We start from the raw sequence: 15839 nt of genomic DNA on the forward strand, positions 1-15839 counted from the left end.
TTGTTTTATGCCTCTGTTAATGCCTCTATCTGTGCCATTATCTGATCTGTTGTAAATCCATGGAATGTTATAGCCCTGGATGGACACGCTGAAGCACAAACTCCACAACCAGCACAGAGTGCAGGTTCAATTTTTGCTTTTTCCTTACCTTTATACTCTTCAAGTTTAATTGCACTATAAGGACAAAGTGGAACACAAACGCCACAACTACTGCATTTATCTCTATCCACTTCTGAAACTATAGCTTCAAATTTAATTTTTCCAGGAATAATCAAAGCTGCTGCTGCTGATGCTGCTGCACGGGACTGAGCAATTGATTCTGGAATATCCTTTGGTCCTTGAACGCATCCAGCAATAAATACTCCTCTTGCTGCTGTCTCAACAGGGTAAAGTTTTGTGTGAACCTCTCTTAAGAATCCTTCTCTTCCACAGGTTGCGCTGAACAGTCTGCTGAGATCATCAACTCCATCAGGAGGCTCAATTGCAGTAGCAAGCACAACCAGGTCAGCATCAAGCTCAACAGGTGAACAGAGGTCAACATCGAAACCTCTCACTCTGAGTTTGCCATCTGGCTTTATATCAACAGCAGATACTCTTCCACCTCTAATAATTTTTGCTCCGAGTTCTCTTGTATAAACATAGAATTCTTCAAAATCTTTACCTGCTGTTCTGACATCGATGAAGAATAAATATAACTTGATATCAGGATATTTTTCTTTTAGAATTCTTGCATGTTTGAGCATATACATACAGCATACCTTCGAACAGTATGGATGATATCTTTCGTCTCTGCTACCCACGCATGAAATCATCGCAATGGTTTTTGGTTTTGTTCCATCTGATGGCCTTTTAAGTTCACCACCGGTGGGTCCAGTGGCTGAAAGAATTCTCTCAAACTCCATTGATGTAATAACATCTGGAGAATTAGGAGAATATTCTTTAAAGTATATCTTGGACATCGGCTTAAAGCCTGTAGCAATAATCACAGATCCAACTTTAAGATTTATATATTCATCTTTATCTTCAAATTTTATTGCATCTGCAGGACATCCCTGTATGCCTTTAGGTGGGATACCTTTTTTACAGATTTCACAAGCTGGCTTACCAGTTTTTTTCATTGACTTAAAATACAAACAGTTCGCTTCATCAATAACCGCTTTCTTGGGAACAGCCTGAGGATACTCTATAAAAGCTGCTCTCCTCTGGTTTAACCCAAAATTATATTCATTTGGAACCCTGGATGGGCATATCTCAGTACATACGCCACAACCAATACACTTGTCCCAATCAATGTATTTTGCTTTTTTCTTTACCGTAATATCAAAGTTTCCAACATATCCTTTGACCTGATCAACTTCTGCATATGTAATAAGCTCTATATTTGGATGCTGGGCGACCTCGCCCGTCTTAGGTGTGAGTATTCAAGCCGAACAGTCCATCGTCGGGAATGTTTTATCAATTTTTGACATATTACCGCCAATAGATGGCTGTCTTTCAACGAGATATACTTTAAGTCCCATGTTCGCAAGATCAAGGGCTGCAAACATTCCTGCTATGCCTCCACCAACAACCATAACTGATTTCTCCATATCTCCATAACGGTCTTCAAGAGGCTCATTAAGTCTAACTTTGGCAACAGCACTTCTTAATAACCTTTTTGCCTTTTCAAAAGCACCAGCTTTATCATGCCAGTGAGGCCAGCTATCCTGATCTCTTATATTGGCCATCTCAAATAAATATCCATTAAGACCGGCATCTTCAACAGCTTTCTTAAATATAGGACCATGAGTTCTCGGTGTACATGCTGAGACAACAACTCTGTCCACCAAACCACTTTTTATATCCTGTTTTATAAGATCCTGACCAGGATCAGAGCACATAAAAAGATAATTTCTTACAACCGCTACGTCTGGCAAACTTTCAGCATACTTTTTCAGTTCTTCGATATTAATGGCACCGGCAATATTCTCTCCACAGTGACAGATATAAACACCCACTTTTGCCATGTTAAGCCCTCCTTTAAATATGGATTTTAATATGTTTAACCTTTTTACCATTTTTCGTAAAATTTGTCAAGACATATTTTTAAATGCTTGCAAAATATCATTTTTTTATGATATTGTTTTTTTACAGCCGGTGTGGTGGAACGGCAGACGCGGCGGACTCAAAATCCGCTGGGAGCAATCCCGTGTGGGTTCAAATCCCACCACCGGCATTTCTTAGAAAGTGGAAAAACCATCCAACACGATTCACTCGGTAATTTCAACACTCTCATACTTAATTTTCGATATTCTCTGCCCTACCATTTCAATTACTTTAAAAATCTTTCCATCTATAGTTACTGTATCACCAACCTTTGGAATTCTTTGAAGAGCTGTCAGTATAAAGCCTCCAAGAGTTTCATATTCTTCGGATTCTGCTATATCAATTCCGTAATCTTCCTTTAAATCTCTCACTGAAATAGATGCATCAATTATCATTGAACCATCTGGCATTGTAATTACCGGCATTTCTATATCATATTCATCCCTGATTTCTCCAACAAGCTCTTCAAGAATATCCTCAAGAGTTACCAGTCCTGTTACAACTCCATACTCATCAACAACAACAGCCATGTGTACTCTCTTTTTCTGCATTTCCTTGAGCAGTATGTTTATCTTCATTGTTTCAGGAACAAACATTGGAGGTTTAAGAAGTCTCTTTATATCTACTCTATCTGGATTTTTAATCAAAGCATTGTAAAAATCCTTTGCATGCATTATCCCTCTGATGTCATTTAAATCTTTTCCTGTAACCGGATATCTCGAAAACTTTTCATCCAGTATAATTTTTTTAATTTCATCAACACTCATATAAATGCTGACAGTAACCATCTGAGGTGCTGGAATCATTATCTCTTTAACTGTTATCTCAGCAAAACTAAATGCACTCTGAATGAGCTGTCGCTCTTCTGGTTCAAATATTCCCTTTTCTTCTCCTTCTTCTATAAGAAGTTTCAGTTCTTCCTGAGATATAAATCCTCTCTGTGAAAAAGCTCTAAGACCAAAAGGTTTCAGAATAAAATTAGTGCTTACTGTCAGAATCTTTACAAGAAAATATGTTATTTTTGAAAAATTATCGATAAATTTAGCTGTTTTCAGACTCACCCAATCAGGGTTGTAAAGTCCTATTGATTTTGGAATAAGTTCGCCAAGAACAACTGAAAAATAGGTTATCAGTATCACAACAACAGCGATTGATATTGGTTCTGCAGAGACTTTTACAAAATCAATTGGTACGGATTCAATAAGAGGTTTTATGTTTTTTACCGCATAAGCACCTGCTATAGCAGATGCAAGACTTCCTATAACATTTATCCCAACCTGAATTGTTGCGAGAAATCTATCAGGATTTTCTTTAAATTTATTGACTATTAAAGCACCTGGTTTCCCTTCTTCAATCAGCTGTTTTAATCGAGATTTTCTTAACGTAACAACACTAATTTCAGATGCAGCAAACACGCCATTTAAAATAATAAGAAAAAATATCAGGAAAATTTCATTCATATCGTATTGTAAAACTCATGAAAAAGGTAGCTAAAATTTTTTAATTTTTTCAACTAAAGCTAATGCCACCTCCTGTGTTCCTACTGGTAGAGTTGAATCATCCGATGATTTCATATCATAGGTAAGAACTTTACCTTCTTCAATTATCTCAGCAACAGCTCTTTCAATTTTATTTGCTGCTTCAAACTCTCCTATATGTCTCAGCATCATAACCGCACTTAGAATCATAGCAAAAGGATTAACCTTATTCAATCCCTTATATTTTGGCGCACTTCCATGAGTTGGTTCAAATACTGCATATTCATCTCCAATGTTTGCACCAGGAGCCAGACCAAGTCCACCAATAAGACCTGCTGCGAGGTCACTTATTATGTCTCCATATAGATTCGGTAAAACCAAAACATCATAAAGCTCAGGTTTTTGAACAAGCTGCATACACATGTTATCGACTATTCTGTCTTCAAACTCGATATCTGGATATTTTTGAGCAACCTGCCTTGCCACCTCAAGAAACAATCCATCAGTGTATTTCATAATATTTGCTTTATGCACAGCAGTTACTTTTTTGCGACTATTTTTTCTTGCAAACTCAAAAGCAAATCTGACAATTCTTTCTGTCCCAAATACTGAAATCGGTTTAATGCTTATTCCAGAATCTTCTCTTATCTTTCTACCTGATTTTTTTTCTATAAAATTGATTAAATCAATGGTTTCAGACTCACCTTTTTTAAATTCTATGCCTGCATATAGGTCTTCCGTGTTTTCCCTTACTATAACAAGATCAATATTTTCATACTTTGTTCTTGCACCTTTAAAACTCTTGCACGGCCTGACACAGGCATAAAGATCAAGAGTCTGCCTTAATGTAACATTTACACTTCTAAAACCTGTACCAACAGGAGTTGTTATCGGTCCTTTAATTGCAATTTTGTTTTTCTTTATTGAATCAGTCACTCTTGTTGGAAGTGGTGTCCCTTCTTTTAAATAAACTTCCTCGCCTGCATTCTCGATCTCCCATTCAACAGGAACTCCTGTGGCTTCAACTACTTTTTTCATAGCCTCAGAAATTTCAGGACCTATACCATCACCAGGAATAAGCGTGATTTTGTACATATAAAATTGCCTCCTTTTTATGGTGTAACAGTAAGAATCTGTCTGACAATTTCAGGATAAGTTGCAATAAATCTCAGTTCATCATCTGTAAGTGGTTTTTGTGTATGAAGATTTGCATACTGGACAAGTTCAAGAATTTTTCTCGCTTCATTGTCATCCGGAAACTCTATTCCGAGTTTGCTATAGACATATCTAAAACCTTTTATTCCACCATACTCTCCAGTTGTGATAATCCTTCCAGTTTCAAGTAGCTCTGGTTCTCCTCTGCCAACATCTTCTGGAGAGTAAAGTTCATAGTTTGCCCTGTCTTTTAATACTCCATCTGCATGTATTCCTGACTCATGCGCAAAAGCATTTGCTCCTACTCCAGGTTGATTTATTGGAATTGGAATATTAAATGCATAGGATGCATATTTTGCAATTTTCCATGCAAGTTTTAAATTTATATGATTATCAATCGGACACTTCTCCTTCAAGCCATGAGAAAACTTCAATGCAAGTATGGTAGAAACCAGATCTGCATTACCTGCCCTTTCACCATATCCATTAACAGTTGTATTTATAAAGCTGTCTACTCCTGCTTCAACTGTACCCTGAGCTCCTGCCACTGAAACAGCCTCTGCCATCCCAAGGTCATTATGGCAATGCATCTCAATTGGAATCTGTGTGGCAAGTGCAAGCGTGTGAATTCTTTCATAAATTGTTATTGGATCTTCACAACCAACCGTATCACAGTATCTGAATCTATCTCCTCCAGCCTCTTTCCCGGCAAGTATAAACTCAATTAACCTGCTTAACTCTGTCCTGGAAGCGTCCTCTGCATTAAACCCAACTGTTTCTGCACCGAGTTCTTTGGCTAGTTTTACTGCTTCATACATCCCCTTAACTATATCGTTAAATGTCTTCCTTCCCTGAAACTTACCCTGAATCATTATCTCTGATGTTGAAACTGAAAGATTAAGATGTTTTATTTTTGGACAATTTTTAAATACAAGCTCAACATCCTCTGGTATCGCCCTTGCCCATCCTTCAAGATGAATTCTTTTAAATGCTCCGAGTTCTGCAAGATCTAGGTTGGCATTAATATAGTTTACTTCATGTTTTAATGTAGGAAAACCAATCTCACTCTGATATACTCCCATCTCATCAAGATATAAATTAAGCATTGTCTTTGAAAGCTTCGGAAGCAGTATTCTTGAAGTCTGAACCCCATCTCTATTTGTTACATCAATTAGATATATTTTACCCTTCTCTGCCATTTTTCCTCCTAGTATATTGAATTTTTTATTGTTTTTTTTGAGACAGTTCTCTTGGAATGGCTACTTTGCCTGTTCTGACAAATTCTTTTATTCCCATTGGTTTCATAAGTTCTATAAACGCCTGAATTTTCTTTTCATCTCCTGTAACCTCTATCGTATATGTTGTTGGTCCTGAATCAACTACCCTACCTCTAAATATTTCAACTGTTTTCAATACTTCCAGTCTATTTTCTTTCCTTGGAACAATTTTCATTAAGACCATCTCTCTTTCAACATGGTCTATTTCAGTTAAATCAATAACCTTTATAACATCAACCAATCTGTTGAGTTGTTTTGTAATCTGCTCAATAACGCTATCATCTCCTGTAGTGATAATTGTCATTATAGAAATCTGAGGGTCAATGGTTTCACCTACTGATAAACTCTCGATATTATAGCCTCTTCCACTGAACAATCCAGCAATTCTTGCCAGAACACCGAACTTATTTTCCACCAGAACAGATATTGTATGTCTCACAGTTTCCTCCTATTTAACCGCTTTCAGTTTACGCTCTTTTTTCTTTTCTTCAAAAATCATCTGGTCAATAGAAGCTCCTGGAGGAACCATAGGATAAACCTTTTCTTTCCAGTCAACAATGAAATCCATAAAAACAGGTTTTTTAACTGATAAAGCCTCTTTAATTACAGGCTCCACCTCAGATGGTTTTGTCGCTCTAAGTCCAACAGCACCATAGGATTCTGCAACTTTTATAAAATCAGGTGCTGTACTCAAATACGTATGAGAATATCTTTCATTATAGAAAAGTTCCTGCCACTGCCTTACCATCCCAAGATAGCTGTTATTAAGGATTGCAACCTTTACAGGAAGGTCATATATCACAGCAGTTGCAAGCTCCTGAATATTCATCTGAATGCTTCCATCTCCTGCGATATCTATTACAGCCATGTCAGGAAAAGCAAGCTGAGCACCAATTGCAGCAGGAAAACCAAATCCCATCGTTCCAAGTCCCCCTGATGTCACAAACCTGCGAGGTTTATCAAATTTATAAAACTGTGCAGCCCACATCTGATTCTGCCCAACCTCAGTTGTAATGATAGCATCACCTTTAGTAACTTCGTATATTTTTTCAATCACATATTGAGGTTTTATTACATCAGGATCAAATTCATAAGTCAGTGGTCTTTCTTTTTTCCACTGATTTATTTGCTTTAACCATGCTTTTCTGACCTCTTTCCACTGTGGTTTGATGTCTTCTTTCAAAATTTTATTAAGTACTTTCAATACCCTGCTTACATCTCCAACTATCGGGATATCAACTCTTACATTTTTACGAATTGATGTGGGGTCAATATCAATATGAATAATTTTAGCACCAGGAGCAAATTCATCTGCCTTTCCTGTAACTCTGTCATCAAATCTCATTCCAATTGCAACTATTAAATCCGCATTTTGAACAGCCATATTTGCATAATATGTTCCATGCATGCCAAGCATCCCCAGTGACAGCTCATGTGTCCCGGGAAAGCTTCCAAGTCCCATGAGAGTATTAACTACTGGAATCTGGGCAAATTCTGCAAGTTCCTTGAGATACTCATGAGCCTCAGAAATAATACAGCCACCACCGGCAATAATAACAGGCTTTTTAGCTTTAGCAATCTCTTGAGCCGCCTTTTTTATCATATAGAAATTGCCCTCATATGTAGGATTATAACTTCTTATATATATCTTCTCAGGCCATATAAACTCAGCTTTCCCCTGACTCACATCTCTAGGTAAATCTATAAGTACAGGTCCAGGTCTGCCTGAGATTGCAATATAAAAAGCTTCTCTTATCTGTCTTGCAAGGTCTTTTGTATCTTTTACAAGAATGTTGTATTTTGTGCATGGCCTTGTAATTCCTACAATATCTGCTTCCTGAAAGGCATCATTTCCAATCAAAAATGTGGGAACCTGTCCGGTAAAAATAACAAGAGGAACAGAGTCCATATAAGCATTTGCAATACCTGTTACGGTATTTGTTGCACCAGGACCACTGGTTACAAGAACTACCCCTGGCTTACCCGTTACTCTTGCATATCCATCCGCTGCATGAGTAGCTCCCTGTTCGTGTCTGGTAAGTATCAGCTTTATATCAGGATCATCATAAAGAAGGTCAAAAATATCAAGAATCACTCCTCCAGGATAACCAAAAACATGCTTTACCCCTTCTGTCTTCAAACATTCAATGAAAATTTCTGCACCTTTCATCTTTGCCATGGTTTTATCCTTCTATTAAGCTATTTAAACATAAAATACCATAATAAGTTTTATTTAATCAATTCATCAAGCATTTTGATACTTTTAAATACATCCTCAGCTGAATGAGCCTCAATTGTGTAAATACAATCAATTCCATTAATTAGGTCAAAAAATTTTTTAAAATCAAAACAACCACTACCTATAGAAAGATGCTCATCAAAGTGTTTATGGTTATCATGAAGATGAAGTTCAAAAATATAATTGCCAAGGCATGAAATCCATTCTTTAATATCCTTTTTTGAAAAAAGATTAAAATGTCCAGTATCAAAACATATTCCAAAATAAGGAGAATCTATACTCTTCATGAGAAGGGTAAGGCTTTCTGGTTCTTCTTCAAAAATATTTTCTATTGCAATTTTAATATCTAATTGCTCTGCTCTTGGTAAAATTTTTTCCCATGTTTTAAGACTTTCTTCAAGCCATATATCTACCCTGAAAGCATATTTCCATTTTTCATAACCTGAATGAAAAACTATAGATGCGGGACATAATTCCTCGGCAATATCAAAAACCTGATTAAATCTTACAAGTGTAACTTCTTTTATTTTATTATCAACTGCGCCTGGTGACAGATCCATAAACGGACCATGTAATGACAAAGAAGGCTCATAAAATAAAGCCTTCCGTAATTTTTTAATATCTTCTTTTTTGATACTGTCAAGACTTTGAGCATCGAAATATAGTTCAATATTGAGTTTGTTCTCTTTAATAAGATCCACATATTCAAAAATCCTGCTATATGGAACATGAATATGTGGCTTAATCATTTAGTATTTGTTTTTGTAGATTGAGCATTTGATTGTTTGTTAGTTGAACCATTACCAGAATTATTATTTTTACGTGCATAGTCTGTTACATACCAACCACTGCCTTTAAGAATAAAAGAAGATTGCGAGATCAGTTTTCTCAGCCTTCCTCCGCATTCAGGACAATTATTCAAAGGCTTGTCGCTGATTTTCTGAACAATTTCATGAATTTTGTGACATTTAAGGCATTCATATTCATAAATCGGCATTTTCCACTTCACCTCTAATAAGTTTTATTTACAAAAATATTTTAAAACATCCTGTTTTAATTTTGGTATAATAACTAAAAAAATTCTGGAGGCTTAAGCATGAAAGTGCTTGTCACTGGGGGAGCCGGTTTTCTTGGTAGTGATTTTGTCAGATTGGCGGCAAGAAAGGGATGGAAAGTTACAGTAGTTGATAAACTAACATATGCTGGAGATATGGACAGACTTAAACCAATTCAGGACAGAATAGATTTTTACAATACTGACATACTGGACAAAGAAGAGTTAAAAAGGATATTTGAAAAGAAAAAACCTGAAGCAGTATTACATTTTGCTGCAGAAACGAATATAGACAGGTCAGTTACAGAACCAAATATATTTATGGAAACCAATATTATAGGCACAATATATCTTCTAGAGCTTGTCAAATATTTTGAAGTAGGAAGGTTTTTCAATATTACATCTTATGAAGAATATGGTGAAATTAAAGAAGGAGAAAGAGATGAAGACTGTCCTTTAAATCCTCGTTCACCTTATGCAGTGAGTAAAGCCTCTGCAGATATGCTCGGACAGGTTTACTGGAGGGCTTTAAAACTTCCTGTGATTACTGTCAGATTATGCAGTATCTATGGACCATGGCAAAATCCTGAAAGACTTATTCCTATGACGATTCTTAAGGCATTGAGAAATGACCAGATTCCAGTTTATGGTACAGGTGAGATTATTCGTGAATGGCTTTATCTGTGTGATTGTATACGTGCTATTTTTACACTTCTTGAAAAGGGAAAACCAGGTGAAGTATACAACATTGGAAGCGGCGAAAGATTCAAAGTGATTGATATTGTTAAGCAAATTCTTGAACTACTTGAAAAACCTGACAGTCTAATAAAATATCTGCCAGATCGTCCTGGACATGAAAAACGAATTGCAATAATGAGCGAAAAAATAAAAAATAGCACAAGCTGGGCACCTACAACAAAGTTTGACTCAGGACTAAAATCCACAATTGAATGGAATTTAAAAAACAGAACATGGCTTTTTAAAAAGCTATTTTATTACGAAGATTTATGGAGCAGGATTTACAAAGAGGAGTAAAATATCACATCGGAACATCTGGCTGGCAGTATGGGCACTGGAAAGGGATATTTTATCCAGAAGATTTAAAACCATCTGAATGGTTTTCATTTTACTGTAAATATTTTTCAACAGTTGAAATAAATGTTACATTTTACAGGGACGTAGAACCTTCTACATTTCAAAAATGGTACTCTTTATCACCGGCAGAATTCCTATTTTCAATAAAAATGTCAAGGCAGATAACACATTTTAAAAAGCTTAAAGTAGACAAATCTCTTGTGGATTATTTTCTTGACAGATATGGGACATTAAAAGACAAACTCGGAGTTATTTTAATTCAGCTTCCTCCGAGTTTAAAATTCGACATATCATTAATCAGTGATTTTTTATTAATTCTTGATAAAAAATACAAATACACCATGGAAGTAAGAAACAAGACATTTATAAACGATAAATTCTTTGAGATATTGAAAGAACACAGCATAGCCTCCTGCATTGCAGATTCAGCTGGAAAATTTCCATATTGTGAAGCAGTTACAGCAGATTTTGTTTATGCAAGATTACATGGCTCACAACATCTTTATGCTTCTGAGTACACAATAGAGGAACTGAATAAATGGGCTAATAAAATTAAACAATGGGCTTGTGAAACTTATGTTTATTTTGACAATGACTATATGGGCTATGCAGTAAAGAATGGTTTAAAACTGAAAGAACTTCTTATTTGCACTTACCCTGTTCAAAAATAGGACAGAGTCCTTCTTCGTTCGTATGTTTTGCAGGAAGTTTTGCAATAAGATAGTCCTTTATGTTTTCTTTGCCTAGTATGAGGTGCTTACGCATTCCTTCATCACAAAAGAGAACAGGGACTGAGTTAATATTAAGTGCTTTAAAAGTACCGCTAAGATGGCTAACCTCAACAGGAGTAACAGGCAGTTTATACTGTTTGCAAAACTGAATCACTTCTTCACAATTAGGGCAACTCTTTGAATAGACAAGTACATACTGGCTTGCAGGAAAGTTTCCGATTTGAGGATTCACAAGATAAGTAACAAAAAATACAGATACAAATGCAACAAAAGCAAAGATTAATTCTTTATCTCCCTGAATAAACTTTATCAGTGTCGCTATAGTTATGAGAGTAAAAACAGTAAGACAAAAAACACATATCTCATGGATTATAAAAAGTTGGAAACCAACAAGATATCCCTCAACACACATAGCTGAAATAAGAATTAACAAATGAATATTATTTAATATCCGGTGTTTACTCAATGAAATAAATAATAAACTTCCAAAAAGCACCACTCCAATGATAAGAAGCACTAAATCTCCTCCTTTAACAAAAGACTCAACAATACGACAGCCTCCTGTAGTGCAAAGACTTTTTCCGAGAAAATGAGAAATAAGCTCAGCAGAAGCGAGCAATAAACCGAAAAGATAAATTAAACTAACTGCATTAGATTTTTTAAGGTTTGACTTAAGTTTCATAAATTTAATATAACTTAAAAAATATGAATTATCAAGAAAAAATTGAAAAAACAGTAGAGTTTATTAAAAACTCCACTTATGCTGTAGCACTTACAGGTGCTGGAGTCTCTACAGAATCCGGGATTCCCGATTTTCGCTCTCCTAGAGGATTATGGCAGAGGTTCAAAATGATAACATTTGATGAGTTTATTATAAATAGACAGGCACGACAGGAGTTCTGGGAAATGAAAAAAGAGCTTCTACCTGAACTCCTTAATGCAAAACCCAATGAAGCTCACTATGCTCTTGCAAAGCTTGAAAAAATGGGGTTACTGAAGTATGTAATCACTCAAAATATTGACGGACTTCACCAATTGGCAGGAAGCAAACAGGTTATAGAAATACACGGGAATAACCGTGAAGCCCTGTGTATTGATTGTGGAAGATTCTATAAAATCGAAGAAATCATCGAATTTTTGAAAGAAGACATAGCTGATGTAAGATGTTCAAACTGTGGTGGCGTAATAAAACCAAAAATAATATTTTTCGGAGAATCAATGCCTGAGCGTGAATTTAACCTGGCTCAAACAGCATCCTCTCAGTGTGATTTAATGCTGGTTGTTGGAACATCTCTACAGGTTTACCCTGCAGCAGGACTTCCTCAATTAGCCTATCACTCCGGCGCAAAATTGATATTTATAAATCAAACAGAAACACCAATGGATGAGCTGGCTGAAGTCGTTATTCATGAAAAAGCAGGGAAAGCTTTAGGAGACATCTTAAAGGAGTTTAAGCGCGGGTGTTAAAGTAGATTTATATGCAATTTGTTATTTCATCACTATCACTATATTTATAAAAAATTCTTACTAATTGACTTTTAATTTGGAAATTTAATAAATTATATTTTTAAGCTAAATTGAACGCAATTAAATCATTATAAGTGTAATATATGCATATAAAAAAAAATAAATTAATCTCGAATTTTAAAAAAATTACAAATAATTTAAAATTTTATTTGCCAATTATTTTATGTTTTACACTTTTAAGTTTCAATAACTCCTCAGGAGAGACGTTTTCACTTTCCAATAGTATTTCACTTGTAGGAAGCATTAAAACTCACATAGTAAACAAGGGTGAGTCTTTAATCGAAATAGCCAGACATTATGATTTAGGTTACAACGAAATAGTTGATGCTAACCCAGAATTTGATCCTTTTGTTCCTGAAGAAGGAAGTAAAGTTATAATTCCAACATTCTGGATTTTACCTGAAAAACAAAATAACTTTCATGGAATTATTATAAATCTTTCTGAAATGAGACTCTATTATTTTTATAAAAAAGGCAAAGAAGAATTAGTTACAACATTTCCAATTGGTATAGGTGATGATGGAGTTGAAACTCCACTGGGTAAATTTAAAATATCTCATAAAATTATCAATCCTCCATGGTATGTACCTGAATCAATCAAAAAAGAAAGGCCTGAACTTCCTGCAGTTGTACCGCCGGGGCCTGATAATCCATTGGGGACACATGCAATGAGGCTATCAGGATTGAGCTATTTAATTCACGGAACAAACAGACCCTGGGCTGTTGGTAGAAAAGTTACACATGGATGCATCAGACTTTATCCTGAAGATATTCCTCAACTGTTTGATATGGTTCCTGTTGGAACTGAAGTAATAATTGTTAGGCAGCCTGTAAAAGTAGCTAAAATTAATAATGATGTTTATGTTGAAGTTCATAGAGATGATCAGCTACAGAATTTTGATTATCTTCAGAATGCAATGGAACAACTTGCCAAAAAAGGAATTTTAAAATATGTAGATACTTTCAAACTTTATAGTGTAATCAAACAAAAAACTGGCATTCCAACATCTGTAAGCATTAAAAATAAAGAGCCACAGCTCCTATTACAGGAACCGTGGCTCTGAAAAAATTCAAAATTACTTCTTTTGCTGAAGTTCAAAGGCTTTACCTGCTTTCTCTGCAGCAGCTTCAGCTCTCTTTGCTGCGTCATCTGCTTTCTGTGCGGCAGCTTCAGCTCTCCTTGTTGCATCATCTGCTGCTGTTGTTGATTCACCAGCTTTCTTTTCAAGAGCACTAACCCTGGCGTCAAGATTGTTTACTTGGCTTTCTAACTTTCCAATTCTGTCAGCAAGAGGATCGGTCTGCTGTTTAACATAATCCTTTGACGCACAACCAAAGGCAAAAGTAAACATAACAGCTATTACTAATACTAGAACTTTTTTCATCCTCTTTCACCTCCTTTCTAAAAAAACTTTAATATAACTTTACATTAAAATGTAAAAAATTTCAACCTGTTTCTATATGTCCTTCTATTAAAATATCGTTTGCAAGCCTTTTTATTTTCAAATCTTTAATTATAAAAGCTTCATCAAGATTTTTATAAACCTTTCCTCCCACACTGGGATAGGATTGTGCCCCACCGATTATCTTGGGAGCAATAAAAATCATTATCTTATCCACAATGCCATTCCACAGAGCATAAGAATTCAATGAAGAACCGCCTTCAATCATAACAGACATTATATGCCTCTTAGCCAATTCTTCCATAAGCCATTTTAAATCTACTTTATCAGAAGAAAAATGTATCACCTCTATTCCTTTCTGTCTTAAACATTCCAATTTACTATTTTTCAACTTTCTTTCATTAACCACTACTATTGTATCTGGAGGAGGATTATAAACATGATAGTTCAAAGGAATTTTAAGTTCAGGGTCTATTATAACTCTAACAGGATTTTTAGAATCTTTGACTCTGGCTGTAAATAAAGGATTATCCTTTAAAATAGTACCATATGCAGAAAGTATAGCATCTACCCTTCCACGCATTATATGAACCAGTTTTCTTGATTTTTCTGATGTAATCCATTTGGATTCACCAGACGGAGTTGCTATCTTACCATCAAGCGTCATCGCTATTTTAAGAATTACAAAAGGAGTATTTGTCGTTATATACTTTATATAAAACTCGTTTAATTTTTTTGCTTCATCTTCAAGAATTCCTTCTATAACTTCAATTTTATTATTTCTTAAAATTTCTATACCCTTCCCTGATACCTTTGGATTAGGATCTTTCATAGCAATAACAACTCTTTTAATACCTGAATTGATTATTGCATCTGTACATGGAGGAGTTTTTTTATCTCTGTGACAACAGGGTTCAAGATTCACATAAAGAGTTGCACCTTTAATTGATTGTTTTGCATTCATGATGGCTTCAGCTTCAGCATGAGGCAAGCCTGCTTTTTTATGAAAACCTCTCGATATTATTTCTCCATTTTTTACAATAACCGCACCAACCATTGGATTGGGAGAGGTTTTCCAGCCTGCTTTTTTTGCAAGAAGCAGAGCTTTTTTCATAAAAAATCTATCATCTCTCATATTTCCACCTGATACATCGTAAATTAAAAAATTAATTAGTTCTTAACACATTTTATATCAAAAAATTGATTGATTTTTTCTAAATTAATTTTTTATAATATCACCGCTATGAATCTATTCACCCAGAAAGAACAGCTCAAGTCCATTATAGAATCTATATTATTCATAGCAGAAAAGCCTGTGTCAATAAAAATTCTAAAAACTATTTTAAATATATCAGAAAATCACATTAAAGAAGTAATTAATGAATTAATTAATGAATATAAATCACGAAATTCAGGAATCATCATTATAAATATAGAAGATTCCTATCAAATGGTTACAAATCCCGAAAATGCTGATTGGATAAAAATTTTTAAAAATTTGAATGCAAATAATAAACTGTCTGAGCAAGCTTTTGAAACTCTGGCTATCATTGCTTATAAACAACCTATCACCAAAGCAGAAGTAGAAAAAATAAGAAATGTAAATTCTGATTATGCTATCAAAAGTCTTATAGAAAAAAAGCTTATAAAAATTGTAGGGAAAAAAGATGTACCTGGCAGACCCTTTCTTTATGTTACAACAAAGGAATTTTTAAAACTTTTCGGTCTTTCAAGTTTAAGTGAACTGCCAGGGTTCTATGAGTTACAAAAGATAAATGCAGCTTGAGGAGGTGAC

Annotated in this window: 16 protein-coding genes and 1 tRNA gene; 6 read left to right on the forward strand and 11 right to left on the reverse strand. The window is 35.1% G+C overall.

What is annotated here, in order from left to right; genetic code table 11:
- Positions 1-5 precede the first annotated feature (5 nt).
- Positions 6-2006, reverse strand: a complete 2001-nt coding sequence (locus G581_RS10590) for a CoB--CoM heterodisulfide reductase iron-sulfur subunit A family protein (RefSeq protein WP_083962607.1) — start codon at positions 2004-2006, stop codon at positions 6-8.
- A 126-nt stretch (positions 2007-2132) separates the two neighbouring features.
- Between G581_RS10590 and G581_RS0104225 the strand changes: the two genes are divergently transcribed.
- A tRNA-Leu gene (locus G581_RS0104225) sits at positions 2133-2215 on the forward strand.
- A gap of 34 nt (positions 2216-2249) precedes the next feature.
- On the opposite strand, the gene G581_RS0104230 is transcribed toward G581_RS0104225, so the two are convergent.
- From G581_RS0104230 to G581_RS0104260, 7 genes are read right to left on the reverse strand one after another with little or no spacing between them, the layout of a single operon-like run.
- Positions 2250-3545 (reverse strand): hemolysin family protein, encoded by a 1296-nt coding sequence (locus tag G581_RS0104230; RefSeq protein WP_028844744.1) that lies wholly within the window; start codon positions 3543-3545, stop codon positions 2250-2252.
- Between the two features lie 30 nt (positions 3546-3575).
- Positions 3576-4658, reverse strand: a complete 1083-nt coding sequence (locus G581_RS0104235) for an isocitrate/isopropylmalate dehydrogenase family protein (protein ID WP_028844745.1) — start codon at positions 4656-4658, stop codon at positions 3576-3578.
- Positions 4659-4675: 17 nt separating this feature from the next.
- The gene (locus tag G581_RS0104240; RefSeq protein WP_028844746.1) at positions 4676-5917 is read right to left on the reverse strand and encodes a LeuA family protein; all 1242 of its coding nucleotides are present in this window, start codon (positions 5915-5917) and stop codon (positions 4676-4678) included.
- Positions 5918-5942: 25 nt separating this feature from the next.
- Entirely contained in the window at positions 5943-6434 is a 492-nt protein-coding gene (gene ilvN, locus G581_RS12060) for an acetolactate synthase small subunit (protein WP_028844747.1), read from the reverse strand.
- A 9-nt stretch (positions 6435-6443) separates the two neighbouring features.
- Positions 6444-8174, reverse strand: a complete 1731-nt coding sequence (gene ilvB, locus G581_RS0104250) for a biosynthetic-type acetolactate synthase large subunit (protein WP_028844748.1) — start codon at positions 8172-8174, stop codon at positions 6444-6446.
- Between the two features lie 50 nt (positions 8175-8224).
- Positions 8225-8983, reverse strand: coding sequence for a sugar phosphate isomerase/epimerase family protein (locus tag G581_RS0104255; RefSeq protein ID WP_028844749.1), 759 nt, complete (start codon positions 8981-8983; stop codon positions 8225-8227).
- Positions 8980-9231 (reverse strand): FmdB family zinc ribbon protein, encoded by a 252-nt coding sequence (locus tag G581_RS0104260; protein ID WP_028844750.1) that lies wholly within the window; start codon positions 9229-9231, stop codon positions 8980-8982. Before G581_RS0104260 ends, G581_RS0104255 begins: the two co-directional genes overlap by 4 nt.
- A 99-nt stretch (positions 9232-9330) precedes the next feature.
- On the opposite strand from G581_RS0104260, the gene G581_RS0104265 reads away from it, so the two are divergent.
- Together G581_RS0104265 and G581_RS0104270 are read left to right on the forward strand one after the other, a co-directional pair.
- Positions 9331-10323 carry a dTDP-glucose 4,6-dehydratase gene (locus G581_RS0104265; RefSeq protein WP_028844751.1) on the forward strand — a complete coding sequence of 331 codons (993 nt, stop codon included), beginning with the start codon at positions 9331-9333 and terminating at the stop codon, positions 10321-10323.
- The gene (locus G581_RS0104270; RefSeq protein WP_028844752.1) at positions 10296-11054 is read left to right on the forward strand and encodes a DUF72 domain-containing protein; all 759 of its coding nucleotides are present in this window, start codon (positions 10296-10298) and stop codon (positions 11052-11054) included. Before G581_RS0104265 ends, G581_RS0104270 begins: the two co-directional genes overlap by 28 nt.
- Here G581_RS0104270 and G581_RS0104275 read toward each other — a convergent pair.
- Entirely contained in the window at positions 11026-11796 is a 771-nt protein-coding gene (locus tag G581_RS0104275) for a vitamin K epoxide reductase family protein (protein ID WP_028844753.1), read from the reverse strand. The two genes, G581_RS0104270 and G581_RS0104275, sit on opposite strands and share 29 nt — an antisense overlap.
- Before the next feature lie 23 nt (positions 11797-11819).
- On the opposite strand from G581_RS0104275, the gene G581_RS0104280 reads away from it, so the two are divergent.
- Both G581_RS0104280 and G581_RS10595 read left to right on the forward strand, forming a co-directional pair.
- Positions 11820-12581: an NAD-dependent protein deacylase gene (locus tag G581_RS0104280; protein WP_028844754.1), complete on the forward strand. Its 762-nt coding sequence runs from the start codon at positions 11820-11822 to the stop codon at positions 12579-12581.
- A gap of 209 nt (positions 12582-12790) precedes the next feature.
- Positions 12791-13705, forward strand: a complete 915-nt coding sequence (locus G581_RS10595; protein WP_239639028.1) for a L,D-transpeptidase family protein — start codon at positions 12791-12793, stop codon at positions 13703-13705.
- Positions 13706-13717: 12 nt separating this feature from the next.
- On the opposite strand, the gene G581_RS0104290 is transcribed toward G581_RS10595, so the two are convergent.
- The gene (locus G581_RS0104290; RefSeq protein WP_028844755.1) at positions 13718-14026 is read right to left on the reverse strand and encodes an alanine-zipper protein; all 309 of its coding nucleotides are present in this window, start codon (positions 14024-14026) and stop codon (positions 13718-13720) included.
- Positions 14027-14087: 61 nt separating this feature from the next.
- A complete protein-coding gene (ribD, locus tag G581_RS0104295) occupies positions 14088-15179 on the reverse strand; it encodes a bifunctional diaminohydroxyphosphoribosylaminopyrimidine deaminase/5-amino-6-(5-phosphoribosylamino)uracil reductase RibD (RefSeq protein ID WP_028844756.1) in 1092 nt (363 codons plus the stop codon).
- 108 nt (positions 15180-15287) lie between these two features.
- On the opposite strand from ribD, the gene scpB reads away from it, so the two are divergent.
- Positions 15288-15830, forward strand: a complete 543-nt coding sequence (scpB, locus tag G581_RS0104300; RefSeq protein ID WP_028844757.1) for an SMC-Scp complex subunit ScpB — start codon at positions 15288-15290, stop codon at positions 15828-15830.
- Positions 15831-15839: the final 9 nt, after the last annotated feature.

Source organism: Thermodesulfovibrio thiophilus DSM 17215 (assembly GCF_000423865.1).
Taxonomy (GTDB): Bacteria; Nitrospirota; Thermodesulfovibrionia; order Thermodesulfovibrionales; family Thermodesulfovibrionaceae; genus Thermodesulfovibrio; species Thermodesulfovibrio thiophilus.